The sequence below is a fragment of the Rhizobium sp. SRI_017 genome (assembly GCF_057586295.1).
The window spans coordinates 284,889-309,847 of the sequence record NZ_JBYCZP010000007.1 but is presented as its reverse complement, the minus strand read 5'-3'; the positions used below and the strand labels follow the sequence as shown (position 1 = coordinate 309,847).

Below are 24,959 nucleotides of genomic sequence, written 5' to 3'. Positions count from 1 at the left end.
ACCGGAAACCCGACATCAAATCCTGTGAGAAAACTGTGCAAGCTTACTGCGTCGCCCTATACCCACCCCACCCGTAGCAAATTTGGGGGTGGCTTGGACAACTTGTCCAAGCCACCCCCGCCTATTCAAAATCGCAAGGCCATACTGGCGCAGGAAAACTCCTGGAAGAAGTTGGTGGCCAACGACGATGGCAATGCGAACTGATCGTCACTTCGCGACGAGTTCGACGCGGCGGTTCCTTGCCCGCCCCTCGTCGCTGTCATTGGGATACCTGCCTTCAAATCCCCATGCCGGGCCGACCGGCCCCAAATGATGATGATGCACCATCTCCTAGCGTCGTGACATTCACCTGAACGGACATATCGAGATAGTCGTCTGCGTCGCCATCATAGCTGCCCGAGAGTGGGATTGCCTGACGGGGATCTCGGGCCACGGCCACGCGGATCAAGTCGCGGCTGCCGACGATCCCATTGGTCGGATCGAACTCGACCCAGCCCGCACCCGGCAGGTAGATTTGGCACCAGGCATGTGTTGATCCTCCGCCGAGCGTCTGTGATCCATCCCGATCCCGCACATAGATGTAGCCCGATACAAAGCGCGCCGGCAGCCCGAGCGTGCGCGCCGCCTCCATCATCAGAAGTGCGAAATCTCGACATGTGCCGCTTCTCAGCTCGAGTGTTTCGATTGGCAACTGGACGCCGCGGCTGGAACGTCGTTGATACACGAAGCTTTCGCGGATCGCATAGCACATGGTCATCAGCAAATGGCCGGTGTCGGTGGGGTGCCCCACCTTCACGAATTGACGCGCCCAATGGTCCAATAGGCCAGCCGGGTCTGGATAATGCCGCTCCATCAACGGATGTATGTCGGGCAATTCCAAAGTATCAAAGCTGAAGGGGTAATGTTGCGCATCGTCGTCAATGATGAGATCGAGCGGCACATCAGGGGTGTGTTCGAGTGTGATATTGGTTTCAAAGCGCAGGTTGTTCGCCGGTTCATTGAAACTCACCAAAGCGACACAGTTGCCGAAGACGTCGTGAATCCAGCGGACTGCCTCTGGCTTTGGGGTAACGACCAAGCTTTCCGTCAGCAGACGCTGGTCATAGCTGTCGCGTGGCCTGAACATCAGGCGGTGATCGCCAAAACGAACCTTTCGGCGATAGCTATAAGTGGTGATGTGCCGGACGCCGAATATCGTCATGACGGCGAGCCTGTCCATTGTCGTTGCGATTTGAGGTCGGATAATTCCGGAATTGAAGCCTCGCCGATCGGAGGCTTCTCACGTTCATTCCACGCCGAGGCGCGCATGAGCGATTGCCGCCTGAAAAAAGGCCGAACTGACGCACGCCGGCGCTGATGGCCGTTCTCGCCGCTCACGGTTTGATCGATCGCCCTAGCAAAGAAAGCCGCCACCGGGTCTCTCAGTGAACTTGCATAGCAAATCCGCTGAACCGTTTCCGACGAACTCAAAGAAGACAGCTAGGCCTGAAGGTTATCGGCCGACATCTTGCCGGACTTGCGGTCCTTGACGAGTTCATAGCTAATTTTCTGGCCGTCATTGAGCCCACGCATCCCGGCGCGCTCGACGGCAGAAATATGCACGAACACGTCCGTGCTGCCGTCGTCCGGCTGGATGAATCCAAAGCCTTTCGTTGCGTTGAACCATTTTACGGTGCCGGTAGCCATGCGTTACCCCAATCCTGAACTGCAGCAGTTTGAACGGTCGGCACCATGGAGGGCTTTGGAACTTATTGCAAGTCATGAAGGAGTTACGGATGGTGTTCCCAAGTTGCCATGCCTTGAACAGCGCCGCGATCGTTCGGAGTTCGGTATCGTACCAAACCCTGTGCATGCCGGTTTGCAGGCACATCTTGCCTTCATCGGCGCATCGCAGAAGCGTGATGATGCCGAAGTCGGGCGACGCGGCCCCAATCTTTCGAGGCGAAACATGTCCCTTCCCACCAGTTCCGGAGTTCTACCTCCCGCTGATTTCCAGATCGTCCACGCCGTGTTCTCCAAGATCGCGTCAGAGAACTGGTTACCCCTTCGGACGAACGACGCGAGCAATTTGCCATCGTCGTCATTGATGCGAATCGGCAAGGCTACGATCACCCAGCCGCGCTGGCTGAACACTGCAGGGCAATAGCGCGCCTGCGCGACGGCAACTCCGAGGATAGCCGCTGAGGATATGTCAAAAGCCTAAAAACCGCGCCGATAATTGACAATTAGCAATTTGGAAACGGCCGGCGTTGTATATTGTCGTCGCGGGCATGGCTGTTAGTCGCTCGCCGAAAATCGTCGGCATGTTTTGCGTACCGCCGACAATCACAGGAGCCGACCGGGCACATCGCGCGCCCGGTCGGCTCTTCTGTCAACGGCTGTAGTTCCCGTTGGCTGCGGTGCGAGCGCTTGTGCGCTCAGGCCTGCAGACGGCCAGATCGACAACACGGCCGCATCCCAAATCCCTATAGCGTAGGATCTGACTTTAGCAATCGTTCATGGAGGGTTCATCGGGCCGCATCTATACAAACGTATCAACTAACGAGGACTCAACAAAAATGAAGAAAATTGCCATCGGCGCGGTTGCCGCCATCATAGCTGCGACGTCATTCGCAAGCACAGCGAATGCGGGCGTTGTCCTGAAGTACCGCAGCGGCTGGCATCACCGCAGCCATGCTGCCGTGGTCATTCGTCCGCGCGCCCGCGTCTGGGTTGCGCCCCGCGTCGTCATAGGCTCGGGTTGCGTTGTCAAGAAGAAGATCAATCGCTGGGGCCAGGTTGTTCGCAAGCGCTGGTGCTGATCAATTTCAACGAAAAGCCCGGTGATGCCGGGCTTTTTTGTGCCATGCCGTATGCCTGCCAATGCAACGCACGACCCCGGAACGGCAACCGTCGTCCTTCAAGGGTCCCTCCGTTCCGTCGATTTCACCCTTCCGCCTTTGCTTGATGAGAATCTCGCAAGAAACGACGTGAGCCGCGACCGCCATCGTTCCGGGTGCGGATTGTGCCCCTTGCGGTCGAGACGTGGTTCCCGTTGCCTGAAACGGCGGTCTCTCCATCGAATACTGTGCCGCCGGCGACCTCTGGATAGAACACAGCTGCGCGGGCGCTGAGCCTCAAGCTGAATACCAAGCCCTACTAGTGTTGTTTCGCTGTCTCGATACCGGGATGGACCAGGCTCAAATCCGCCAGGTTGAGGGCGGCAACCTGGCGCTTGACGCTCGCGACATGTCCGACGACAAGATTGCCGAGACAGCCAATGCCTTGGGGCAGGCAATCGTGGATGCGTTGTTGGAAGTGTTTGATGGCCTGGTGGCTGATGCCTGACAAGCTCCGCGAGATCCAATAAAAAGAGCCCGACGCGGGAGGAGGTGCGTCGGGCTCTCGATAAATGACCTATGGCTGGGAGGAGGAGTGCCATCGGTCCCATGAAAACGGTCGGGAGGAGGATGACCGCATTCATTTGTACACCAATAATGCTGCGCTGCACAAATGTCAACTGTACGATGTTAGTATTAGACTTAGCCCTTGGCCCCGAGCGCCCTTTCGAAGAGCCGCGACAGCCGCTCGGCGAATTGACGCGGATTGGCCGGCTTGTCGCCATCCAGAATCCTCGCCTCGTCGAGCAGGAGCCAGGCGGCGTCAGACCTGAATGTCTCGTCAGCGACAGAGGACACCGATCTGATCAGCGCATGTTCTGGATTGAGTTCGAGGATTGGCTTCTCCGCCGTCTGCAGCCGCCCGGCACTTTGCAACAGCCGTTCCATCTGCCTGTCGAGCGCCCGATCCGAGGCGACGAGGCAGGCGGCACTCTCGGTGAGCCGGGCCGAGACGCGCACGTCGGACACCTCAGTGCTCAGCGTATTCTTGGCAAATCCAATGAAGGCCTCGACTTCGGCCGACGCCTCACCGCTCGCCACTGAGCCGCCGTCAGCCAAAGCAACCCTGTCGAGATCTGCGATGCCCTGGGTAATCGATTTGAGCGCCCTGCCCTCAAAGGCTGGCGCCTGTGGAGCCCAAAAGCTGTCAACCGCATCACTCAACAGCAGGACCTCGACGCCGCGTGCCCGAAAACCTTCGAGCTGCGGTGAGGCCTTCATCTGGTCGATATTGCCGCCGGCGAGGAAGTAGATCGCTTCCTGACCTTCTTTCATGTCCTTCAAATAATCGGCGAGTGAACGGAACCCATCGCCCGATGCCGTCGAGCGGAACCGCGCAAGTGCCAGAATCTGTTCGCGACGTTCGAAATCGTCGTAAAGACCCTCCTTGATGACAGCCCCGAAGTGCTCCCAAAGCTTGGCGAACGCCTCGGCGTCATTCTCGGCAAGCTTTTCGATCGCCGACAGTATTCGACTGGTCAGACCCTTGCGGATCGCGGCGAGAACAGGGCTTTCCTGTATCATCTCCCGCGAAATGTTAAGCGGCAGATCCGTGGTATCAACGACGCCGCGGACGAAACGAAGGTAGTGCGGCAGAAGCTCTGCCGATCCGGTGATAAATACCCGTCGAACATAGAGCTTCATCCGGCCCTTGCGTTCGGCGTCGTGCAAATCAAATGGCTGCGAGCCGGGTACGAAGGCGAGCACGGAATATTCATGCCGGCCCTCGGCGCGAAAATGCACGGTCAGCGCCGGCTCATCATACTGGCCCGAGATGCCGCGATAGAAATCGGCATATTCGGTCTCGTTTACCTCGCTCTTCGACCTGGTCCAGAGCGCGGTACCATCAGATACCTGCGCTGGCGCCGCGCCCGCTTTCGTCGATACCTCGATTGGCACCGGCACATGGCCAGACTGCTCGCGGATGATCCGTTCAATAGTCCATTTGCTCGCATAGGTCTTGGCATCATCCATAAGATGAAGAAGGACTCGTGTGCCACGGGCAGGGGCCTCGTCTGGATCGACCTGTTGGACCGAATAGCTTCCCTTGCCGTCCGACGACCAAAGCCAAGCCTCAGATGAACCTGCACGGCGGGAGATAACGTCGACCTTTTCGGCGACCATGAAAGCAGAATAGAAACCGACGCCGAACTGGCCGATCAGCTCTGCCCCCTCACCCGCCTTGTTCGCCTCCAGTCGCTCCATGAATGCGCGGGTCCCCGAACGGGCGATTGTACCGAGCGCCTCGATCATCTCGTCGCGGCTCATGCCAATGCCGTTGTCCTCGATCGCGATCCGATTGCTTTCTTCATCGAGCGACACATGGATCCGCCCCGCTGCGCCATCGGTGGCCAAGTCTGGAGCGGCAATTGACTCATAGCGCAGCTTTTCGCAAGCATCCGCGGCATTCGAGATCAGCTCGCGGAGAAACACATCCTTATCCGAATAGACCGAATGGACCATCATGTAGAGAAGTCGGCTGACATCAGCCTCGAATCTATGCTCTTCGGTGGTATTGTCGGTAATTATCTCAGTCACACTTGCCTCCATGCTGGTTCAAAATTTTGCCGCAGAGATGGTCGACGTCCGACGAAATTACAAGCGCTATCCGGCGCTCTGCCAGACCAGAACCGGGGGAAGGGTGATGGTCGTGCCACTCCCCCACAAGCGAGACGATCGAACCATGGCCTGCAGTGCTTCGAAGAATAGACCGCTCAACAATGCGTCACGCCGGCCCTACCCCACAAGGCTGACATTCGCCCCATTCGCCCTGAGCAGCGCCATCAGCATCGGCCCGAGAGAGAACTCGCCCTTCGCCGCCTTGCGCGTCAGGTCCCTGAGATAGCCGCCCGGCGAATTGATGTGCCCTCCCCGCTCGAGGATGCAGGCGATCGCTGTTGCGGCATTTTCTGGCCCCATCGCCTCGCAGGCCTCCTGGTAGGCCGATGGACTGACCCCGAGCATCGACCGGACGGTCACCGCCGCCGCCATCATGTCGCGCCAGCTGCCGATCGTCCCGCCGGGTCCGTACATCCCGATTTCTGGGCAGGCCCTCAGCACCATGCCAAGCGGGAAATTCTTGATCGGGATCGGCTCCCGCTTCGATTGATCATTGTCCACCGACTTTGCGCCCTGCTCTTTTTCAGAGCGAGGTTCAGATTCACTGATAGAGTCGGATTTTGAATTCTGTATGTGACGTCCGATTTGGTCGGCATTGGTGTCTGTTTTTTTGAGATTTTCCTGCGCTTCCAGGAGGTTGAGGATTTCTCCGCGCAACAGCTCCATTTCGTCGAGGATTTCGAGGGCCTGGTCGACCGTCGGGCTGCGTGGAACCCGCGCGCAGAGGCCGATATAGATGTCCTCGATCGCCATCCAGTCGCCGTCGGCACCTTCTTCCATCGCCGCCGAGATCAGCTTGCGGACATCGCGCCGGCAGATCGAGAGCTCTTCCTTGACGCGCCGGAACCGCGCCCGCTCGTCCGCCACCTGCTGGGCCAGCATGGCGAGTTCTGCCGCGCGGGCATGAAGCGGCGAGAGGTCGAACCCGAAGGCCGTCTCGATCTCGCCTCCCCGATCCTTCCGCGCATAGCGTTTACCGTTGGGACTGTCGCGGCGGATGATCAGGCCGGCATCGACAAGCGCTGCCAGATGACGCCGCAGCGTCGTCCCGGCAATGCCATGGGCCCGGACCGAGAGCTGCGCATTGGAGGGGAACACCACCATGGCCCGCTCGGCGCTCAACTCGGCAACGGGATGAAAGCTCAACAGCGCATCGAGCACGGCGAGGGCCCGATCCTGGACGCCAAGAAGCGACCGCGCCTCGCAGACATCGCGAAACACTTTCCATTTGTCGACCGAGCGATCCTTGTCTGCCTCTGATGTCGCCACCTGGCGTTTCACCAAGGCAAGCGTCATCGGCCGCCGCCCGAAGGGCGTCGTCACATATCCCGTTTCCATGTCTTCACCTTTCACAAGGCAAAGAAAAGGCTACGCCAAAGCGGCGTTGACTCTTGACTGTGATTCCGGGAAGTGCGATTCTCTAAGCGACCAAACTGAGAGAGGCCTTCTGGAACACTGTTTCGGAGGGCTTTTTCTTTGCGCTATTGTTCCCTTCCTCGGTTGCGATTCATCTCTGCTTCGCTCTTTTGAACGACGCGTAGATTTCAGGAAGCATCGACATCAGATAGTCGCCAAACTCCGGCGCCGCCTTCTTGTCGATGATCAAGGTCAGTGACCGTTTGTCCTGCCGGACCCGAGCGGCCTTAACCCCATCGTCTGCCTGCCAAACTTCGGCAAGTTCCTTGTCCTTCTTTACTCGATTCGGCGCGACCAACTCGAAGACACGTGCGAAGCGTTCATCTGAGGGCAACGACTTGACCGAACTATCTGCCAAGAGCGCTCGCGCTTTTTCGATCGCACCTTCGTTCTGCAGGCGCGCTGCTAACTCATACCAGCGGTCTCGACCCGTCTTTGGTGCTGCGCCGATCGAGCGAATAACGTCTGCGGGCAGCTGCGTCGCGGCCTGGATCAGGCGCGAGAGGTTGCTTTTGTCAACGGCCAGGGCCGCCATGATGACCGACCGCGCATAGCCGCTCGTTTCCAGTTCGGCCGCGTATAGTGCTCGTTCGATAAACGATAGGTCTTGGCGAGCGCTGTTCTCTTGGCCCTGAGCAAGGACGAGTTCGTCATCGGTCAAGCTCCTCACGGCGGCTTTGATCTTGAGTCCCGCCAGTTTGACGGCGCGGAGACGCCTGCGACCGTATGCAATCTGATAACGGCCTTCGACTGTTGGATGAGGTCGAACTAGGATAGGAACCTGCTGCCCATTCTCCCGAATGTTCCGAGCAAACTCCTCAAATTGCTCTCCGTCCTCATCGAGCCTGTCTGTAACTGACGGCGTGTCGATCAAGTCCGGGTCGAGGTCCGTCAGAGATTGCGACTTCAGCAGTTCGATGGAGCGAGATACAGCTCCAATGGCACCTCTTGGTGCATACTGTGGAGTAGCGCTGTCAACCGATGCGGTATCGTCCGAGTTTCCGGCTGACAACTTTGGTGCACCAAGGCCTGAGAGTAGGTGCTTTCTAGCCATGGGTCGCTCCTCCTTGGATCGACGCAATCCCACAGCCAGGAGTGCAGTGTAGGTCGAACCCATAAAAGTTTCCGGCTGACAACTTTTTATGTGAAATGTGCTTTTTCGCTCGCGTAGCGGTCATTATTTCCGACCCCACGACGACTGAATGAGATGTTCAATTTCACGATTTACGTTGTCGAGCGACTCCATCGCCCGATCGTAGGTCGCCCTCGTAAATTGGTCGCGACTTACTTCATAGAGTGTTTGCTTTGTGATCCCGGCATCCGAGATCGCCGTGCTCTTGAGCATTGGGTGGTTCAAAACGTGGTCGCCGAACATGGTTCGCATAAACGAAACCATCTGGTTCTGCGGCCCATCGCCAGGTTCATACCGGGTTACGAGGTAGCGCATCCAATCGTAGTTCATGCTGCCGCCAGCCTCTGCGACAACACTCAAGAGCTCGGAAGTCATCAGCAAAAACTGACACATCGACATGACATCGAGCATCTGCGGATGAACCGTAACCAGAACGGCTGTTGCGGCGCATAGGGCTGAGATTGTCAGAAAGCCGAGCTGGGGAGGGCAGTCGACGACGACCACATCATAGTCGTCCGCAACGGAGGCAATCGCATCGTCCATGCGGGTGAAGAAGATATTCTTTCGGTCGTTCGAACTAAGCACCTTTGCGGTGTCATGCTCAAATTCCATGAGCTCAAGGTTGCCCGGCACAAGATCCAAATTCGTGAAATAGGTCTTCTTGATAACGTCTCTTAACGCCCGACGCTCGCTGTCATACCGAACTGCCCCATAAAGGGTCTCATTGTCTTTGACATCAAACTCTGGCTGGAAGCCATGAAGGGCGGACATACTGGCCTGTGGATCCAGGTCAATCGCAAGCACACGATAGCCATTTAGGGCTAGATACTGTGCCAGGTGTGCAGCCGTCGTTGTTTTCCCCGACCCACCTTTGAAGTTGACGGCAGTGATGACCTGAAGATGCTCGCGGCCGGTGCGGCGTGGTGAATAACGTCGATCGCCCTTGCCATTCTCGTCCAGATATTCCCGGAGTGCCTGGATGGTCTCAACCGAGTAGGATCGACGGTTGTTGTTGCCGACCTCGGGCTGGGGGCCTTTGCCTTCGAGGGAAAGATGGCGAAGGTATCCATCGTTCACTCCGATCAGTTTGGCAGCTTCTGTTGAGGAGAAGGACCGAAGAGTTTTGCGGGCTTCTGGCGGATAGAGTTTGATGCGATGCTCGTGCAATGCGCCCGAAAGATCTCGCGCATGTGCTGCTATCAGCTTATGGATAGCCTTCTGAAGCTGAGCGGGATTCTCCACGACTTCCTCTCGTACACACGGTAATTTTCGTAAACACAGTGTTTAGCCGTGCATAGAACACCCGATTCCGTACGCGTTGGCAAGTGGATTAAGGTTAACAAGCCCTTAACGCCCGCAACATCGAGGGCTAATATTGTCAATCACAATTCGCGCTTTCTGTTGCAGTTTCTGACGCTTAGCCAAGCGGCTTGAACACCGGCGTTCAACCTATGTTCTAGGGTGAATCCTACAAGTCAAAACTGTTCGAAACTTCATACCCGATCAGCTTTAGCGGCTGCGTGCTGCGACTCATCCTAAGGTGCAACCATTTTACGACTCATCCCGTGGTCATCGTGATCTATTAGCGTCAGGGCAGAAACCTCAGCGAAGGGGCCGCCTCACATTCTCAGCCCCAATCCTTTTGTCAGCGACCGTTTCAATTCCTGACGGTGGGTGAGTTCGACCAGGTGGGCGCGCTCAACGATCTTCGCAACGTCTCTCGCCCGGTCGATCCGATTAGCGAGCTCGGGGCCTAACCGCTCGATGGCGGCATCCTTGCGCTGGAGATCGGCGGTCCCGAACCGCCGCTCCAATGCGGAGACGATGGTCGCCGCCTCCGAGAGAGCCTGCCGACCCTCGGGCGTTTGGGCGATCTGTGCGATGAAGGCGGGCTTGTCAGGGTAGGGGAGACTGTCGAGCTGGACGAGAATGCGCTCGCTCTGTGGGCTTAGGCCTGGCACCTCGACGACATCGCGCTTCTCCCTGTTCCAGGTCTCGCTCTCGCGTTCTGCCTTAAGCCGCCGCTGCCACGTCTCCGCGGCACTGCCCACATGATTTCCAAGGGCCTTGGCGAACTTCTGTGCCGCCTTGCGCTCCCTGTTGTCGCCCAGCATTCCCGCCTTGCCGAGCAGCACCCCGAAGGCCGCCGGGCGATCTGCGATGTCTGAGGCAAGCTGCTTCGCGTCGATCCTGCCTTCAATGATCTCGGACGCAATTCGCTTCGCCACCGCCTCTGGTTCAGCATAGACAAGCCGCGCCGTCGATCGCACCGCTTCCATCGCCTGCTCGAACTGCGGCCGGGCCTTCTCACGAGCGATGTCGTCAACACTGCGATCATACCTGGTGACTGCCGGCACGAGCGGCAGGATCTTCTCAACCCGATTGCCGCTGGTCTCCGGGCGTTCTCCGTGTTGCTCGCTGCGAACGTCTCCGGCTCGCTTCAGATCGACGTCTATCTTACTCCTGATCCCGAACGCCGCTGCCAGTCCGCGTCGCTCGGCAAAGGTCGTGGTGTAGTCGAGCGTCGTCTCCTTCGCACCCGATCGTCCCATGCTCAGTCCAAGGGTGGCAACATCCCTGAGCGCTTGCTGGTCGACGTAAAGCCGAACGCCCTCGCGATGCCGTGTCATCGCCACATAGGTCAGATGCCGGTCCATGGTCGTGGACGCCATGACGAAGGCCCGATCGACGGTGGCGCCCTGGGACTTGTGAATCGTCGTCGCATAGCCATGGTCAAAGGCCTGGTAACTTTTGACGGGTACAACGACGGTTCGGGCATTCGTCTCGCCTGCGCCGTCAAGCCGAACCTGTATTGCGTCCGGCTTGACGGCCTCGACCGTCCCCAGCATGCCGTTCTTGACGCCAAGATCCCTGTTATTCTCCAAGAGCACGATCCGGTCGCCGGACGCGAAGGCACGCTTGCCATCCTTGGTGTCGTAGACGATTTCCTGGGGGAGGGCGGAGGCATACGGCTGCTTGCTCAGTGGCACGTCGTGTCGCACATCATGTCTTTGGTTCTCGTGCTCGCCGATTTGCTCGATCGCTCGTTTCCTGGGTAGCCGACCTGATGCCTGCAGTGCCGATCGGATGTCAGCATTTATCGCCCTGACATCGACGCGGCGGTGGGCGAGCGCGATGCGGGACGAGCGAGAATTCGTCTCGAGATCGGCAAGATAATCCCGCACCAAAACCGCCCGCGCCACATCGCCATTAGCAGCAATTTCGATCGCGCCACGATCGGCATAGGCTTGAAGTCCGTCTGCCGTTCGGTGGGTGGCAAAGGCGATCGAGGCGTCTCGCTGCCAGCCCTGTTTCTGGCGGCGGATTTCTGAGAGCTCGACGGCGCCGGTTCGTTCGACGATGGCCCGGAACGGCGAACCGGCGCCGATCGCCTGGAGCTGTTCGTGATCGCCGACGAGAACAAGCTTGGCGCCGCGTGCCTCGACCTCGGTAACGAAGCGGGCAAGTTGGCGACTGCCCACCATGCCGGCCTCGTCGATGACGAAGACATCACCCTTGTCCAACAGCCCCTTGCCCGACTGCCAGCCATATTCCCACGAAGCGAGCGTGCGAGAGGCGATGCCTGATGATTCCTCCAGCCCCTCCGCCGCCTTGCCGGCAAGTGCCGCACCGACGACACGGATGCCCTGCTGCGCCCAGGCCTCGCGCGCGGCTGCAAGCATCGTCGATTTGCCGGCGCCGGCAAAGCCGATCACGGCGGCGATCCTCTCCGGTCCGGTGATGTGAGTCACGGCGAGACGCTGCTCTTCACTCAAGCCGGCACGCACGACTTTCCGATCGTGATCGGACGGACTGATCTCGCCACGATCGACAGCGTTGCCAAGCGAAGACGCGACCGCCGTCCTGATCGCCTCGTCCTGCCTATCGAGCGCGCTTGCGACATGAGCGGGTTTCACATGATGCGACCTGTCCTCGCCAAGCCGGACGGCACGCGCCGCCATCTGATGTTCGAGCGTGAGCATTTCGCGCGTCGTATAGCGCGCCAGTTCTCCATTCTGTTCGGGCTGCAGTTCGACCAGTGCTGGGGAGGCCATGACGCTGGCAAAGGCATTGAGGAAGGCGTTGCTGTCGTCGATATAGCGATGCAGTGCTCTCGCCACATCATGCCGGTCGAAGACGCTCTTCTCGTCGGTGAGAATGCTGAGCACCTCGCCGGGATTGTTGCGGATGCGATCGGCGTTTCGCTTCGCAGATTTGGCCTCGAGCCGCTGGCGTGAGACGGAAAGGCCACGCCGGTCCATCTGCGCGGCATGAACGCCCATATGCTCGGTCGGCTCGATCTCAAGACCGCGTTCGAGATGGGACCTGTGATCGATGCGGATATCGAGGCCGGCCCGCATCAGGCTCCGGTTGGCATGCTCCTCCCAGGTCTGTCTGATATCGCGAAGCTGCATATGCGAGGTCGGCTGTCCGGCATTGAGCAGCCACTTGTTCTCGCGCTCTACAAACGTCTTCTCGCCAAGGCCTTCAGGCGTCACCTGGCGCGTCGTCATCACCACATGGGCATGATGATTACGGATGTCGCCATCCTCGCTCGGCCGATGAATGGCGAAGTCGACAGCAGCGCCATAGCGATTGGCCAGATCCTGGGCAAAGGTCTTGGTCAGCTGATAGCGCTCGTCGGTTGAGAGCTCATGGGGCAGGGCGATTTCGAACTCGCGCGCGACCCGTGCATCCTTGCGTTTCTCCGCCCGCTCTACCGCATTCCACAATGCGGATCGATCCAACGCCCAATCGGCCTTCACCCCCTCGGGCAGCACGATCTCGGCATGCTCCACACCCTGCTTGCCGGTAAAATCGTGCAACAGCCCATCGCGTTCATTGAGCATCCTGGTGGCACTGCGATAAGCGATCGCAGCAACAGCGCTGCGGCCGCTGCCGCGGGCGATCACCTTCATGCTGCAATGATAGATCGCCACCTGGCCATCCCCGTTTCCGATCCGGCAGAAACGCAAGTCGAGTTGCCCGGCAACTCGTAAGTGCGCCCTTGGTCACTTCGTTCGCTACGCTCTCTTCGTAGGGACTTGCTCGTGACGATGTCACTCGCATTTCTATGAGTAGCGGCAAATAGGGTGAATCCTACAATGGCGCAGCTCTGCCAAATCGCCAATTTTGCGACCTGAGCAATCGGCTTGCCCCTGCGAGCGGATAACAACATATCGGGCTTCGTGCCCCCAATGAAAGGGCCGCTTCCTTTGCCACGTACATCCATCCAGCAGCGCATCAACCAACTCGATGAACGCAAGAGAGCGCTCAAGGCCCGATTGGGCAAACAGGAGCGGCGGGAGGACACGAGACGCAAGATCCTGATCGGCGCATTGGTGCTGCATCGCCTTGAACATTCACGCGACGCCGAGTTCACGCGGCGGCTCCGGGAATGGCTGGTTCGCGAGCTCCCAGGTTTTCTCGTCCGTGAAGGTGATCAGGCATTGTTCAGTGATCTTCTGAACCATGTGCCAAGCGAGAGGGTAGGGGAGGGCGCACCAATCACTGAGGATGGACGCGCAGACGGGAGCACCGCCGTATGAGCCGCGTCGCGCAATCCTGGAAGGCCGTCAAGCGAATGTTGCACCTCGCCGTCCGCGATCCCCTATGGGCACTGGTGTCCCTGATCGTTCTGCCACTGCGCGCGTGGAAGAGGGCGCTCGGATCACTGCTGCTTCTCCTGTTGGTCTGGAGCCTTCTCTGGATCGGCGGCCAATATCTTCTGCACCTGACCGGCAGCAGGTCACAGATGGTTCGGTCCTTCATCAATCTGGTCATCGAGGCGGTCGTCCTACTCCTGCTGTTCCGCCTCGTCGCCAGTTCGCTGATCCGCCATTTTGGCAATGACGACAGCGACACGCATGGCTCGGCCCGCTTCGCAACAAAGAAGGAAATCGCTCCGCTTTCGCAAGGCAAGACAGGCCTTCTGATCGGCCGGGATCAGAGGACTGGCAAGCTGCTTCGCTATGACGGTCCTGCCCATCTGCTGACGATGGCGCCGACGCGGACCGGCAAGGGTGTCGGCACGATCATTCCCAATCTCCTCACCGCTGACCGCTCAATCATCTGCATCGACCCCAAGGGAGAGAATGCCGTGATCGCTGGTCGTGCCCGGGCGCAGTTCGGTCCCGTTCACACCCTCGATCCCTTTGGTGTCACGGGTCATCTGTCCTCCGCATTCAACCCTCTCGACCGGCTCGACGTCGAAAGCCTGGATATCGCCGATGACGCGGCGACGCTGGCCGATGCGCTGGTCTTCGACGAGCCGGGGCAGGGGGGTGATGCGCATTGGAACGAGGAAGCAAAAGCTCTGATCGGCGGTCTCATCCTGGCTCTATCAGTGATAGAGCCGAAGACGCGGAGACATCTGGGAACGCTGCGTGACTATCTCACGCTCGCACCCGACCGCTTTGCGCAGCTGATGACGCGCATGCAGGAGATGAGCAAGGCGAACGCGCTCATCGCACGGGCTGCCAATCGCCATCTGTCGAAATCGGATCGGGAAGCCGCCGGCGTGCTTTCGGCCGCCCAGCGCCACACCCATTTCCTCGACAGTCCGCGCATGACGTCAGTGCTGGAACGATCGGATTTTGAGTTCGCCGATCTCAAGCATCGCCACGTTTCGATCTTCCTGGTCCTGCCGCCCGATCGGCTGTCGAGCTATTCGCGATGGCTCCGGCTGATCGTCGCACAAAGCTTGCTCGACATGGCACGCGACCCCACTAAGCCGGATGTGCCGGTGCTCTATTTGCTCGACGAGTTTGCAGCGCTGGGTCAACTCGCGCCAGTCGAACGCGCCATGGGTCTCATGGCCGGCTATGGCGTGCAGCTCTGGCCGATACTGCAAGACATCCATCAGCTCCGCGCGACCTATGGCAAACGCGCCGGCACCTTCCTGTCCAATGCCGGCGTGCTGCAGGTATTCGGGGTCAATGATCATGACACGGCGCGATTGGTGTCCGATCTTCTGGGTCAGGAGACGGTCGTTTTCCAGACGACGGCGGGATTCCGACAGGTCAGGCATTACCCACAGCCAGCATCACACGGGCCGTCCGTTGCTGACGCCGGACGAGGTTCGCAATTTGCCCAAGCAGGCGCAGCTGCTGTTTCTCGCTGGCCAGAGGCCCATCATGGCGGCCAAGCTTGCCTACTATAAGGACGACGAGTTCCTGGGGATGTACGAGGTATAGGGCAGGGGGCGGGGAATGTCGCAAACGCGCGCTGACTGTCTCCGTCCCGGATGGATTCATCATCCCCGGGAATCGGTCGGGAGGGATCGATTCAAAACTGTCATTGGACGCCTTCGATCGCTCCGGCGATGTTCGGGTCATGGCCCAACCAACCTATCATCTCCATGTGCACCGGATCGACGCTGCCAGGAACATGGCGCGCTACTACCGGCTGGCGATTGAGCCAACGCTGTTCGGCGACATCGCCGTTTTGCGCAACTGGGGACGGATAGGGACACGCGGGCAGGAGAGGGTGGAATTCTTCGACACCGAAATGCAGGCGCTCTCGCTCTTTCTCGAGATCCTGCGGGAGAAGCGACGCAAGGGCTATCGACCAGCACCGCGAGGCGCAGGTAGTCTATTGCTCTGACGGATTGTTTTGCAGCGATTGATCGCTGCCTGCGTCGGCCTCCCGCCTGGTAAGCTCTCGGTCGATCGCTTCGCGGATGAATGCAGCGATCCCGTAATTTCCGACTAGCGCCTTGATCCGCTCTCGCGTTTCCGGGGAGAGTCGGATTTTTGTCTCTTTTACATTGAGCGGTGGCCTACCCATGCGGTCCTACTTACTCCCCGACTATCTTACCAAATTGATTCAGAAATATCCGTCCCCGTTTATTGACTGAGTAAATGGGGACGTTTATCTTGGTAGTGCATTCGGCTGGACAAGTGCGGCAACACTTATCCAGCCTGACCACAACCTAGCTATTTGGAGCTTGGATCATGGCTGATTCCGACAATAGCAGAACTTTGCCTTCAGTTGCCCGAGCAAAAACCGTTTCCAACAGCGGCACGCTGGCGTCACGTAAATCGATCAACGGACGGAATCTCTTTGCAATCACGAGAAATCTTCTGGTGTCGCGCACGGCGGAGCTTCGAGAGCAAAGAGCCGATTGGCCTCCCGGTCCAACGCCGGCAGCTGAACTTTGGAGTAAGTGGTTGGTCTTCCATCAACGGCGCGAGCGGATGACCAGGTTTCAGCAGAAACTCGAGGGCCAAGTACTCGCGGCCGCCGGCGGCTTTCCAGTGGTGACGGTTGTGATTCCCGACCGGGAACAGCCGATCAGCGTCAACTCCTTCGCCGAAATCGAGCGCTTCAAGCCGCAGTTGTATGCCGGGCAGCTAACCGAGGCGAGATCGGAGCTTCGTCGCCGCCGCAAGAAATGGAGGGAGGCGGATAAGAAGCTCGGACTTAGCGCTGCTCTCGCTTTCGAACGCGACCTTTCTTTGCAGGAGGAAATGCTAGCCCGTATACTCTGGATGGCAGATCCTAACTCGCTCGCCGAAGTGATTGCCAAGCTGCACTGCCTTATGGCGATGGAGGACCCTCGGATGAGGCACAAAGAGGCGCCGTGGCCGCAACTGAGGACCATTCTTGGTGACCTCGTTCACATCGAGCAGCGTCGCGCTTTATGAGGTGCAGTGCGCCGCCGGTTGTGGACCGAGGTCTCGAGACGAACGGCACTCAAGATCGAGGAGTTGGAATCCAGAAGCGATGCCAGTCGACTTCTTGTCCGCATCGAACAAAGTACCTTCACCGGTAATTTCGGGGGGTGGCAATCACCCCCTGTGCGGATCGGCTTTTCGCCCGGCGATAGGCGGAACGGGATAAGGACCAGCGCTCAAACCAGCAATGCTTAGGTGAAATCGACGAGACTCACACGGAGGTCATTGATGACTGCGGCGAGCCCTGGTGCGCCGATCAGAGGCATAACCCGGGCTGGCGCCAGCTTGGAGACGGCACGCTCGAAGACAGCGACATTCGTGTGGCCATTCAGGCGAGATGGATAGATGATGCCGTCGGGAAGTGATTGATGCTCGTGGAAAGCCAGCGCCCAGGAACGCGCCAACCTCTGACGCGATGATTTCGCCACGTCAGTTGGAACCCCCATCCTGATCGCGTGATCCTCGCGCAGGTCAACAAGGCTGAGTTCTGCGATCGTCTCGACCTCAGCGTAGCGCCGCGCATAGATCTCTTTTTCGTCGATCGGAAGATCGCCGATAAGACCGTCGCGGCGATCACGCAGAACCGCCTCGAGGAAACAGACTTTGAGTGTTTCGCCCAAGTAAAGAACGCCGAAACGCTTCGTTGCATCACGTCGGCGCGGGTCGCTGAAGCGGCTCGGCGTCTTTCCAAATCCCAGCGGGTCCGGAAAGGCGCTTGCGTAAATCCGGCCAAAGCGACGCCCTGAAGGAACAGTTTCGATATCGAGCCGCTGTCGCTCGAAACCCGCAGGCGGATTGACACCAGCCATTTAGCGAAAGTCACCGCAGGCAATGCCCTCAGCTGCTGCGATCACGTCGCTATCCTGGCCCCGTTTCAAGGCTTCGAGCCCGCTACGACCGTCAAGAGCGCCGTGGGGCGAAACAAGAAAGCGGTAAACGGCCCAGGCACCCGCCAGGATCTCGTGCAGTTTTGGAAGCGCCGCATAGGGCCGGCCGTCCTGATCGAGCTGCCAGGCCGGAAAACGGAACCCTCGCTTGGCGCCGTCCAGGCCGAGCACCTGGCCATTTTGGCGCTTTGTATTGACCGTGACCCGCGAAACGCCAAGAAGATCGGAAAATGCGTCCGCGCTGAGCATGCCGTCCTCGCTGAGGATCTCTGCAACACGGCGGCGGCCACGCTCTCGTGCGGCGGACAGGGCTGTCTGGAGTTCGTCATCCGGCTCGCCGGCCTCTTCGACCGGAAACGCACTTTCGCGAACCAGTGGGTCTTCCTCAACAATAGAAATTGTCTGCGCTCCGGCGCGCGGATCCACGACGACGCGGAAACTCACCTGATGGCCAGCCTTCTGGCTCAACTGCACCGCCTTGGTATATTGATTGAGCAACGCTTTTTCGAAATCGGCCTTGCGGGGCAGCTTCATCGATAGGGCGATGTTGGGAGTTTCGTTTGCTGACGTTTTCGTGACGGGCATAATAATCCACCTTTTAAAATCAAGGTAGATAAGTTTGGTCAGTTCGTCAAGATCGTTAAGTTTGTAAAGACCACAGCGATCGAGTGACTTTTCGAACTGACTGCCGCAGTGCACGCGCTCGACAACGAATGAAATCGCAGACAAGATTGCGGGCGATCACGGTCTGACCAAGGTCCAGAGCAAGGCAATCGTCGAGGCCGTCTTTGCGGCGATCACAGCAGCTGCGGGATCCGGGAATGAAACCTCGATCCCCAGCTTCGGCAAATTCAAGGTTAAGGACACGCCCGAGCGCGAGGCCCGAAATCCGGGCACCGGCGCAACAATCAAGGTGGCCGCAGCGCGGAAGGTGACGTTCACTCCCGCCAAGGCTCTAAAAGACGCCTTGAACAAATAGTTTTGATAGCGTGCTTTGTGATCGAGGCACGGGCGATCGTTGATCTAGTGGCGGCAAGCTCGACGAGCTAGCCTGCGCATAGTCGGCGCAAGTTTGTCATGACACCACTGCTGGCTGTCATCGACTCCCGATCCGCTCCCATGGAGCGGACGATGAGTGTGGGGAGGCGTCCCGCCGATTGCCTCCCCACGTCTTCGCGGAGTCCGCAAACAGCAATGGCGGCCATCTAATCCCCATCGGAGCGGCGGGTAAGAGTTTGAACCAGGAACAGAAATCAATTCCTTGGCGGGAACAAATCAGGGCTTCCCGCGTTTGGCGCGGCCCTTCTAATCAGTGCCCGATAAGGGTGAAACGGGCTCGGCAATAACCGACAGGCGGAGCCAACACGAGCCGGTCGGAGAATACATCAACGGCGTGAATCAATGCGATCGTTTTGGCGTGCAGCACGTCGAGCGGGAAGGCCGCTTGCTGGTGCATTGCCGCCGCTTGCAGCGCAACCCCGCCCTGATTAGCGCACCCGCCGCCAGTCCTGGTCATAGGGCGTGCGCGGATCGAAAGACGGATCGTCCGATGTCAGCTGCCGGCCATAACGGTCGACCCAGATGACCGCGGGCGTGCTGGAATAGCGCTCCGGCCCGTTGCCCCACGGATCCTGCTGCCAGGTCTGGCCGGTCATCATTGGCCCCATGGCATCCTGTCGCCGTTCATCGGAGGCCCAGCGCTCGCGCACCACCTGGTCCCAGGTGTTCTGCGACCAGCTTTGATAGTTGTTCCACGCCTGGCCCATCGCTGCCGTGTTGGCGCGGTTGACCGTATTGATTTCACTCGAGCCGAATGGGTTCGGGCCGGTGTTGTAGGCCTGCAGCGCGATGCCCGGCAGCCAACGTTCATAGGAGGGCCACGCCTGCGGCTGCGCCCAGGCCAACGCGATGAAGCCATTCATCTGCTGATAGCCGATCGCGACATTCGAAAACACGATGCCCTGCGCCGGAATTCCGTTCAGGGGTCCCGCCATCTGAAAACGCATGGAAACGTCGATCGCTGCGGCCTGACCGTAACCTTGGGCCGGCTGCACCGGCGACACTTTCATGAAGCGCGGATCAGGCGAAAGCCGCATGCCTTGCGTCAGAACGTAATGCGCGAACTGGTCGCAGTTCATCGGATACATGAACCCGCTCAGCCCGAAAATGAAGATACCTGCGGAAAGGTCCGGAGCCACCAACACCAAGGCGTGGTTGCCCTCCTCGCCAACGATCCAGCCTTGCGGGAGCGGGTGTGCGAAATTCGGTCCCTGGCGCATCTGGCAGGGTGGCCATTGCGGCTGAGCAGGCTGGTTCACGGCAGAGGTCCCCAGATTGAGCGATGGCAGTTTTTACCTGTTCCTTGTCATTTTCAAGTCCAGCCCGATGTCTCCCATCTAGATCTATGAGGGATCGCTGAATATCGCGAACGCTGGCAGCCGCCCTTTCCGGTGCTTTTGGGGAAATCATGTATTTGCCGAAGATCTGATCGGTCAGGTGCTGTCGCGGATCACCAGTTCTGGTTCGATGAGCCTGACAGCTGGCGCGCCCCAGGCATCACGATCCTCGATGCGTTTCAGAATACGGTCGACACCAAGGCGGCTGATCTCGTCGGCGGCATAGTTCACCGTCGTCAGCGGCAGGGCGCCGTATCTTGAGATTTCCGTATTGTCATAACCGACCACGGCCATGTCCGCGGGCACAGCCACACCGTTCTCTCGGCACCAGTGCAACGCGCCGATCGCCAACTGGTCGGTCGAGGCGAAGAGCGCCGTCGGGCGCGGTTCGGCAGCGACGATCCGCTCCGTTGCGGCGTAGCCATGGGAGGGCGAATGGCCATCGGGTTCAAAGACTATGATCGCGTCCTCGCCAAGGCCAGCCTCCTTCGCGGCCAGTTGGGCCCCGCGCATCTTGTCGAAATTGCCGAGCGCCCGCCCGCCGTCAAGCATCGCGATGCGCCGGTGCCCCAGGGCGCAGAGATGGCGCACTGCCCTGTACGCCCCGACCTTGTCGTCGATTGTCACGGTATCGAGGCCCGAACCGGGCAGGTCAACAAGCATAAGGACCGGTGTGCCAGCTTCGTCCGCGGCCTTGAGGTGCCGGTATTCCCGATGGTTGGCCGGATAGACCAGAATGCCGTCGACCTGGTAGGAAATGAAGAGCTCGATCGCGCGCCGCTCGTTGTCGACGCTTGAATCCGAGGCGGCGAACATCATGGCGTAGCCGGCCAATGTCAGTTCGCTCTCGATCGTATGGGCGGCCAATGTCAGCGTCGGGTTCATGATATTGGTCATGACGAGCCCGATCGTCCGCGAGGCGCTATGCACAAGCGAACGGGCGATCTTGTTCGGGCGATAGTTGAGCTGCTCGGCCGCCTTGAGTATCCGCTCGCGCGTTTCCTCCGGCAGTCGCAAGGAGCCACGCAGAGCGAGAGAGACCGTGTTCGCCGAGAACCCCGTCGCCAAAGCAATGTCCTTCAGACGCGCGCGTACTCTGGACCCTTCCATTCCCGTCCCGTATTCCGCGATCCGACAACACGTGCCGAACCTGCACTCGTCGATATCAAGATGATCAGTCGTTTACCAGTCCGCCACCCGATCGCGGCCGACAAACTGGGCACTCTTGTCGGTATATTCGAAGAGTTCGATCCGAACACCGTTGGGATCGCGTATCCAGGCCTGGTAAGTATCGTCGCAGGCATATTTCTTCTTGGTGATATCGACGCTCTTCGACTGGATATGCTCGATGGCCGCGTCGATATTCTCGACCTCGAGGCAGAAATGGGTGATCTGGTTTGTGTCGGCATAGGAGGTGCCGTCCTTCTGGAACACCTCGACATGGCTGCGACTGCCGCAATTGAGATAGAAGCCGAATATCTTGCCATCCCTGAGGAAATTGAACTGGATATCGAGTCCGAGCACGTCCTCGTAGAACCTACGAGTCTTCTCCAGATCATGCGCAAAGATGCACACATGCGCTATCTGCTTCACCTTGATCATCTCTAATTCTCCTGCACATATCAAAATTCGATCGCCGGACGTCGACTAGTAAGCCGTCAGCACATGCAATGGCGCGCCGGCTTTGAGATCGCGCTCTGCCTCGAACTGTATGCAGTTCGGCGCCATCTCCTGGATCTCGATCCGATTGCCGTCTGGATCCTCGATCCACATGCCCCAATTGCCGTCGACGCCACGCACGCTCTTGCGCGGTCGGCTGAGCTTTACGCCCGCAGCGGCGAGCTTCCTTTCCGCCGCGTCGGCGTTCTCCACGGTCAGGCAGAAGTGGTTCATGCCGGTCCGCGTTTGATCCGGCGCCGGACCGCCATCGCCGCCGGGGAACAGCTCGAGATAGAGATGTTCGCTGATCCGGTGATAGACGATCCACGGCTTGCCATCGGCATCGAGCAGGCGAAGCATTTCCGGAAATCCGATCCTGCTATAGAAGTCGACCGACCGGTCGAGATCGTTCACCTTGAAGGCGACATGTCCGAACCCTTCGAATATTCCCATTCTCGTCCTCCATCCGCCGCCCCGTGCCTGGTCGCGGCTCTCCCGTCGATACTCTCAGTCCCAGTCTGGCCCCCATGATGGCTTGATATGGCGTTCGCCGCGGTCGAGGCCCACGAGCACGGCCATATCAGCCTCGTCCAGCCGCACGCTCGATGCGCCCAGATTGGATTTCTGCCGCGCCGGTGTCGCGGACTTTGGGATCACGATCGACCCCAGCGCGAGGAGAAAGGCAAGCGCGACCTGATTGACCGGCACGCCATGCTTCAGAGCGAGGGCATCGAGCACCGCATTGCCATCGAGACTGCCGCCTGCCAGAGGCATATAGGCCGTCGGCACGATACCCCTGTCGCGACAATGTGCGGCGACAAGCCGATTCTGCAGGAAGACATGCTGTTCGAACTGGTTGGTGGCAAGGCGGCCCTCGCCGATTTCGGCGATCGCCTCGTCGACATGCCGTCGCGTGAAGTTCGAAACCCCGATCAGCCTCGCCTTGCCGCGATCCTGAAGCTTAGCGAGTTCGCCAATATAGGCACTGACGGGTGGGTCGTCATACGGCGCGGGCCAGTGGATCAGCACGAGATCAGCATGGTCGAGACCCATGAGCCCGAGGCTGGCATCGACGCTCGCGGCCAGCCTGCCGAGATTGGACGCGGTTATCTTCGTGGTGACGAAGAACTCCCGCCGGTCGATGCCCGACCGCGCGACGGCCTTGCCGACGTTTTCCTCCGTGCCATAGGTCTGCGCCGTGTCGATATGGCGATAGCCGAGATCGATCGCTGATGAGATCGCAGCCAACCCTTCGGCCTCCGTAAGGCCATAGGTGCCAAGCCCGACCCTGGGAATCTTGTCGTTCCCACCAAGCAAGAAAATGACCTCCCCGAAGCACCACTCTCGCGGCCGATTTGCGACCGATGATCACAAGCCCATTGACGTAGCGCTAAATCTAGCGTTATATTAACGTTAATACAAGGCACATTTTGACCGGTGTCGCACGGCCGTGTGGGGGAGGGCCCGCATGCTCGAGGGAGGAGATGATGGCAGTTCGATGGAGCTGGGCGTCGCCTAGGATTGCGTTGGTGCCCGCATTGGCAGTCACTGCCATCGCCTTTTTCGGCGCAATCTGCTGGACCGTCTGGATCTCCTTCACGGCCTCCCGCCGCTTTCCCGACTATGCCATCGACCTCGCAGACTGGACCCGGCAGTATCATCGCCTCTTCCGCGACGGCGCCTGGCAGACCGCACTCCAGAACGTGCTGATCCTCGCAGTCGGCAGCGCGCTCGCCATCGTCTTTGGCTTCATCCTCGCAGCCATGATCGAACGCGAGCAGCGCGGCGAAGGCTTCTTCCGCACGCTCTTCCTCTATCCGCTTGCCGTGTCGTTCATTGTCACCGGAATCGTCTGGCGCTGGATGTTCAATCCCGATCTCGGCATCCAGAGTTTCCTGCGCGGGCTGGGCTGGGAGAGCGCGACATTCAACTGGCTTTCGCATCCGCAGACCGCGATGTACGGCATCATCCTCGCCTCGATCTGGCATGGGCTGGGCTTCTACATGGCGCTGATGCTCGCCGGCCTGAAATCGATCAACACCGAGATATGGAGTGCCGCACGCCTCGACGGCGTCAGCGTCTGGAGGCTCTATCTCGAAATCATCATTCCGATGCTGAAATTCACCTTCCTGACCTGCGCTATTCTGCTCTCGCTGGGCGTGGTCAAAACCTATGACATCGTGCTTGCCATGACCGGCGGCGGTCCCGGCAGCTCGACATGGACGCCGGCCTATTTCGTCGTCAATTCCTATGCCGCCCGTGGCAATATCGCCTTCGCTTCTTCGGCAGCCGTCATGATGCTGTCGATGACAGCCCTGCTCTTCTTGCCGCTCGTTTTGGCCACGGCCTGGCAGGCACGGCGCCGGGAGGCGAGGGTCACATGACGGCAATCATCTCACCTGAAAGCATGGTGAAGATTGCGCCCGGAACGTTGCGCCGCAAACGCATCCGGGGCTCGTCGATCGCGATCCTGGTCTTCCTCACCATGTGCGCCGCCTTCGTGTCGCTGCCGCTCTATGTGGTGATCATCACATCCTTCAAGACTATGGACCAGATCGCGCTTGGCGAGATCTTCGCACTCCCGACCACATGGACCATCGAGCCGTGGCACGAGGCCTGGTCTGAAGTCTGCGCCGGCATGACTTGCGAGGGCGTGCAGGCCGGCTTCTGGACCTCGATCAAGATCCTGTTTCCAAGCCTCATCATTGCGATCGGAATCTCGGCGGTGACGGGATATGCGCTGGCGCTGTGGAAGATCCGCTGGGCAGGTACTTTCCTGTTCATTCTGTTCATCTGCGCCTTCGTGCCCTTCCAGATCATCATGATCCCGCTCGTCGTGCTGATCTCGTCGCTCGGCATTTTCGGCTCGATCTGGGCGGTCGCCATCGTCCACTCCATCCTTGCGATGCCATTGCTAACGCTGATCTTCCGCAACTTTTACAAGGATGTGCCCGAAGAGATCATCAATGCCGCGATCATGGACAGCGGCTCCTTCTGGCGGATCTTCTTCGAGATCATCCTGCCAATGTCGTCCAACATCCTGATCGTGGTGCTGATCCTGATGATCACCACGGTCTGGAACGATTACCTGATCGGCCTGGTCTTCGGCGGCGTCGGCACACAGCCGATGACCGTCATCCTCGCCAACACCGTGATCACCTCGTTCGGGGAGGTCAAATATAATGTCGACATGGCGGCAGCACTTCTGACAGCCATACCGCCGCTCGTCGTCTATTTCGCGCTGGGCAAGTTCTTCGTCCAGGGAATTACAGCCGGAGCCATAAAGGGGTAGC

Annotated in this window: 24 protein-coding genes and 1 pseudogene; 11 read left to right on the top strand and 14 right to left on the bottom strand. The window is 59.2% G+C overall.

What is annotated here, in order from left to right:
- On the top strand, window positions 1-204 hold a 204-nt coding region (locus AC2YI2_RS17910), incomplete at its 5' end, for a hypothetical protein (RefSeq protein ID WP_487387846.1).
- Window positions 205-277: 73 nt separating this feature from the next.
- Here the strand turns inward: AC2YI2_RS17910 and AC2YI2_RS17905 are convergent.
- Both AC2YI2_RS17905 and AC2YI2_RS17900 read right to left on the bottom strand, forming a co-directional pair.
- Window positions 278-1,201 carry a transglutaminase family protein gene (locus AC2YI2_RS17905; RefSeq protein ID WP_487387845.1) on the bottom strand — a complete coding sequence of 308 codons (924 nt, stop codon included), beginning with the start codon at window positions 1,199-1,201 and terminating at the stop codon, window positions 278-280.
- 278 nt (window positions 1,202-1,479) lie between these two features.
- The gene (locus AC2YI2_RS17900; RefSeq protein WP_068389465.1) at window positions 1,480-1,686 is read right to left on the bottom strand and encodes a cold-shock protein; all 207 of its coding nucleotides are present in this window, start codon (window positions 1,684-1,686) and stop codon (window positions 1,480-1,482) included.
- On the opposite strand from AC2YI2_RS17900, the gene AC2YI2_RS17895 reads away from it, so the two are divergent.
- From AC2YI2_RS17895 to AC2YI2_RS17885, 3 genes are all read left to right on the top strand, one after another.
- The gene (locus tag AC2YI2_RS17895) at window positions 1,685-2,146 is read left to right on the top strand and encodes a hypothetical protein (RefSeq protein WP_487387844.1); all 462 of its coding nucleotides are present in this window, start codon (window positions 1,685-1,687) and stop codon (window positions 2,144-2,146) included. The two genes, AC2YI2_RS17900 and AC2YI2_RS17895, sit on opposite strands and share 2 nt — an antisense overlap.
- Window positions 2,147-2,558: 412 nt before the next feature.
- On the top strand, window positions 2,559-2,801 hold the full coding sequence (locus AC2YI2_RS17890) for a hypothetical protein (RefSeq protein WP_487387843.1): 243 nt from the start codon (window positions 2,559-2,561) through the stop codon (window positions 2,799-2,801).
- A 367-nt stretch (window positions 2,802-3,168) separates the two neighbouring features.
- Complete coding sequence (locus tag AC2YI2_RS17885; RefSeq protein ID WP_487387842.1) at window positions 3,169-3,327, top strand: hypothetical protein; 159 nt, start codon at window positions 3,169-3,171, stop codon at window positions 3,325-3,327.
- A 194-nt stretch (window positions 3,328-3,521) separates the two neighbouring features.
- Here the strand turns inward: AC2YI2_RS17885 and htpG are convergent, their stop codons facing one another.
- The 5 genes from htpG to traA all read right to left on the bottom strand — a co-directional run bounded on the left by htpG (window position 3,522) and on the right by traA (window position 12,986).
- Window positions 3,522-5,429 carry a molecular chaperone HtpG gene (gene htpG, locus AC2YI2_RS17880; RefSeq protein WP_487387841.1) on the bottom strand — a complete coding sequence of 636 codons (1,908 nt, stop codon included), beginning with the start codon at window positions 5,427-5,429 and terminating at the stop codon, window positions 3,522-3,524.
- 186 nt (window positions 5,430-5,615) lie between these two features.
- Window positions 5,616-6,836 (bottom strand): plasmid replication protein RepC, encoded by a 1,221-nt coding sequence (gene repC, locus AC2YI2_RS17875; protein ID WP_487387840.1) that lies wholly within the window; start codon window positions 6,834-6,836, stop codon window positions 5,616-5,618.
- Window positions 6,837-7,005: 169 nt separating this feature from the next.
- The gene (repB, locus tag AC2YI2_RS17870) at window positions 7,006-7,968 is read right to left on the bottom strand and encodes a plasmid partitioning protein RepB (protein ID WP_487387839.1); all 963 of its coding nucleotides are present in this window, start codon (window positions 7,966-7,968) and stop codon (window positions 7,006-7,008) included.
- Window positions 7,969-8,091: 123 nt separating this feature from the next.
- Complete coding sequence (repA, locus tag AC2YI2_RS17865; RefSeq protein WP_487387838.1) at window positions 8,092-9,288, bottom strand: plasmid partitioning protein RepA; 1,197 nt, start codon at window positions 9,286-9,288, stop codon at window positions 8,092-8,094.
- Between the two features lie 377 nt (window positions 9,289-9,665).
- Window positions 9,666-12,986, bottom strand: a complete 3,321-nt coding sequence (gene traA, locus AC2YI2_RS17860) for a Ti-type conjugative transfer relaxase TraA (RefSeq protein WP_487387837.1) — start codon at window positions 12,984-12,986, stop codon at window positions 9,666-9,668.
- A 258-nt stretch (window positions 12,987-13,244) separates the two neighbouring features.
- On the opposite strand from traA, the gene AC2YI2_RS17855 reads away from it, so the two are divergent.
- From AC2YI2_RS17855 to AC2YI2_RS17840, 4 genes and pseudogenes are all read left to right on the top strand, one after another.
- Window positions 13,245-13,595 carry a mobilization protein gene (locus AC2YI2_RS17855; protein WP_487387836.1) on the top strand — a complete coding sequence of 117 codons (351 nt, stop codon included), beginning with the start codon at window positions 13,245-13,247 and terminating at the stop codon, window positions 13,593-13,595.
- Window positions 13,592-15,242: pseudogene (locus tag AC2YI2_RS17850) on the top strand (type IV secretory system conjugative DNA transfer family protein). The gene AC2YI2_RS17855 and the pseudogene AC2YI2_RS17850 overlap by 4 nt, the downstream one beginning before the upstream one ends.
- 139 nt (window positions 15,243-15,381) lie before the next feature.
- Window positions 15,382-15,651 (top strand): WGR domain-containing protein, encoded by a 270-nt coding sequence (locus tag AC2YI2_RS17845; protein ID WP_487387835.1) that lies wholly within the window; start codon window positions 15,382-15,384, stop codon window positions 15,649-15,651.
- Window positions 15,652-16,001: 350 nt separating this feature from the next.
- Window positions 16,002-16,694, top strand: coding sequence for a hypothetical protein (locus tag AC2YI2_RS17840; RefSeq protein WP_487387834.1), 693 nt, complete (start codon window positions 16,002-16,004; stop codon window positions 16,692-16,694).
- A gap of 221 nt (window positions 16,695-16,915) precedes the next feature.
- Here the strand turns inward: AC2YI2_RS17840 and AC2YI2_RS17835 are convergent, their stop codons facing one another.
- Both AC2YI2_RS17835 and AC2YI2_RS17830 read right to left on the bottom strand, forming a co-directional pair.
- Complete coding sequence (locus tag AC2YI2_RS17835; protein WP_487387861.1) at window positions 16,916-17,422, bottom strand: RES family NAD+ phosphorylase; 507 nt, start codon at window positions 17,420-17,422, stop codon at window positions 16,916-16,918.
- Window positions 17,423-17,533: 111 nt separating this feature from the next.
- Window positions 17,534-18,196, bottom strand: coding sequence for an XRE family transcriptional regulator (locus AC2YI2_RS17830; RefSeq protein ID WP_487387860.1), 663 nt, complete (start codon window positions 18,194-18,196; stop codon window positions 17,534-17,536).
- A gap of 100 nt (window positions 18,197-18,296) precedes the next feature.
- On the opposite strand from AC2YI2_RS17830, the gene AC2YI2_RS17825 reads away from it, so the two are divergent.
- Window positions 18,297-18,590, top strand: a complete 294-nt coding sequence (locus AC2YI2_RS17825; RefSeq protein WP_487387859.1) for an HU family DNA-binding protein — start codon at window positions 18,297-18,299, stop codon at window positions 18,588-18,590.
- A 508-nt stretch (window positions 18,591-19,098) separates the two neighbouring features.
- Here the strand turns inward: AC2YI2_RS17825 and AC2YI2_RS17820 are convergent.
- The 5 genes from AC2YI2_RS17820 to AC2YI2_RS17800 all read right to left on the bottom strand — a co-directional run bounded on the left by AC2YI2_RS17820 (window position 19,099) and on the right by AC2YI2_RS17800 (window position 22,983).
- Window positions 19,099-19,929: a hypothetical protein gene (locus AC2YI2_RS17820; protein WP_487387833.1), complete on the bottom strand. Its 831-nt coding sequence runs from the start codon at window positions 19,927-19,929 to the stop codon at window positions 19,099-19,101.
- Window positions 19,930-20,103: 174 nt separating this feature from the next.
- On the bottom strand, window positions 20,104-21,117 hold the full coding sequence (locus AC2YI2_RS17815) for a LacI family DNA-binding transcriptional regulator (RefSeq protein ID WP_487387832.1): 1,014 nt from the start codon (window positions 21,115-21,117) through the stop codon (window positions 20,104-20,106).
- A 72-nt stretch (window positions 21,118-21,189) separates the two neighbouring features.
- Window positions 21,190-21,609, bottom strand: a complete 420-nt coding sequence (locus AC2YI2_RS17810) for a VOC family protein (protein WP_487387831.1) — start codon at window positions 21,607-21,609, stop codon at window positions 21,190-21,192.
- Window positions 21,610-21,654: 45 nt separating this feature from the next.
- Window positions 21,655-22,119, bottom strand: a complete 465-nt coding sequence (locus tag AC2YI2_RS17805; protein WP_487387830.1) for a VOC family protein — start codon at window positions 22,117-22,119, stop codon at window positions 21,655-21,657.
- 54 nt (window positions 22,120-22,173) lie between these two features.
- Complete coding sequence (locus tag AC2YI2_RS17800) at window positions 22,174-22,983, bottom strand: aldo/keto reductase (protein WP_487387829.1); 810 nt, start codon at window positions 22,981-22,983, stop codon at window positions 22,174-22,176.
- Window positions 22,984-23,195: 212 nt separating this feature from the next.
- Between AC2YI2_RS17800 and AC2YI2_RS17795 the strand changes: the two genes are divergently transcribed.
- Both AC2YI2_RS17795 and AC2YI2_RS17790 read left to right on the top strand, forming a co-directional pair.
- Window positions 23,196-24,050 (top strand): carbohydrate ABC transporter permease, encoded by an 855-nt coding sequence (locus tag AC2YI2_RS17795; RefSeq protein WP_487387828.1) that lies wholly within the window; start codon window positions 23,196-23,198, stop codon window positions 24,048-24,050.
- Entirely contained in the window at window positions 24,047-24,958 is a 912-nt protein-coding gene (locus AC2YI2_RS17790) for a carbohydrate ABC transporter permease (protein WP_487387827.1), read from the top strand. The genes AC2YI2_RS17795 and AC2YI2_RS17790 overlap by 4 nt, the downstream gene beginning before the upstream one ends.
- Window position 24,959: the final 1 nt, after the last annotated feature.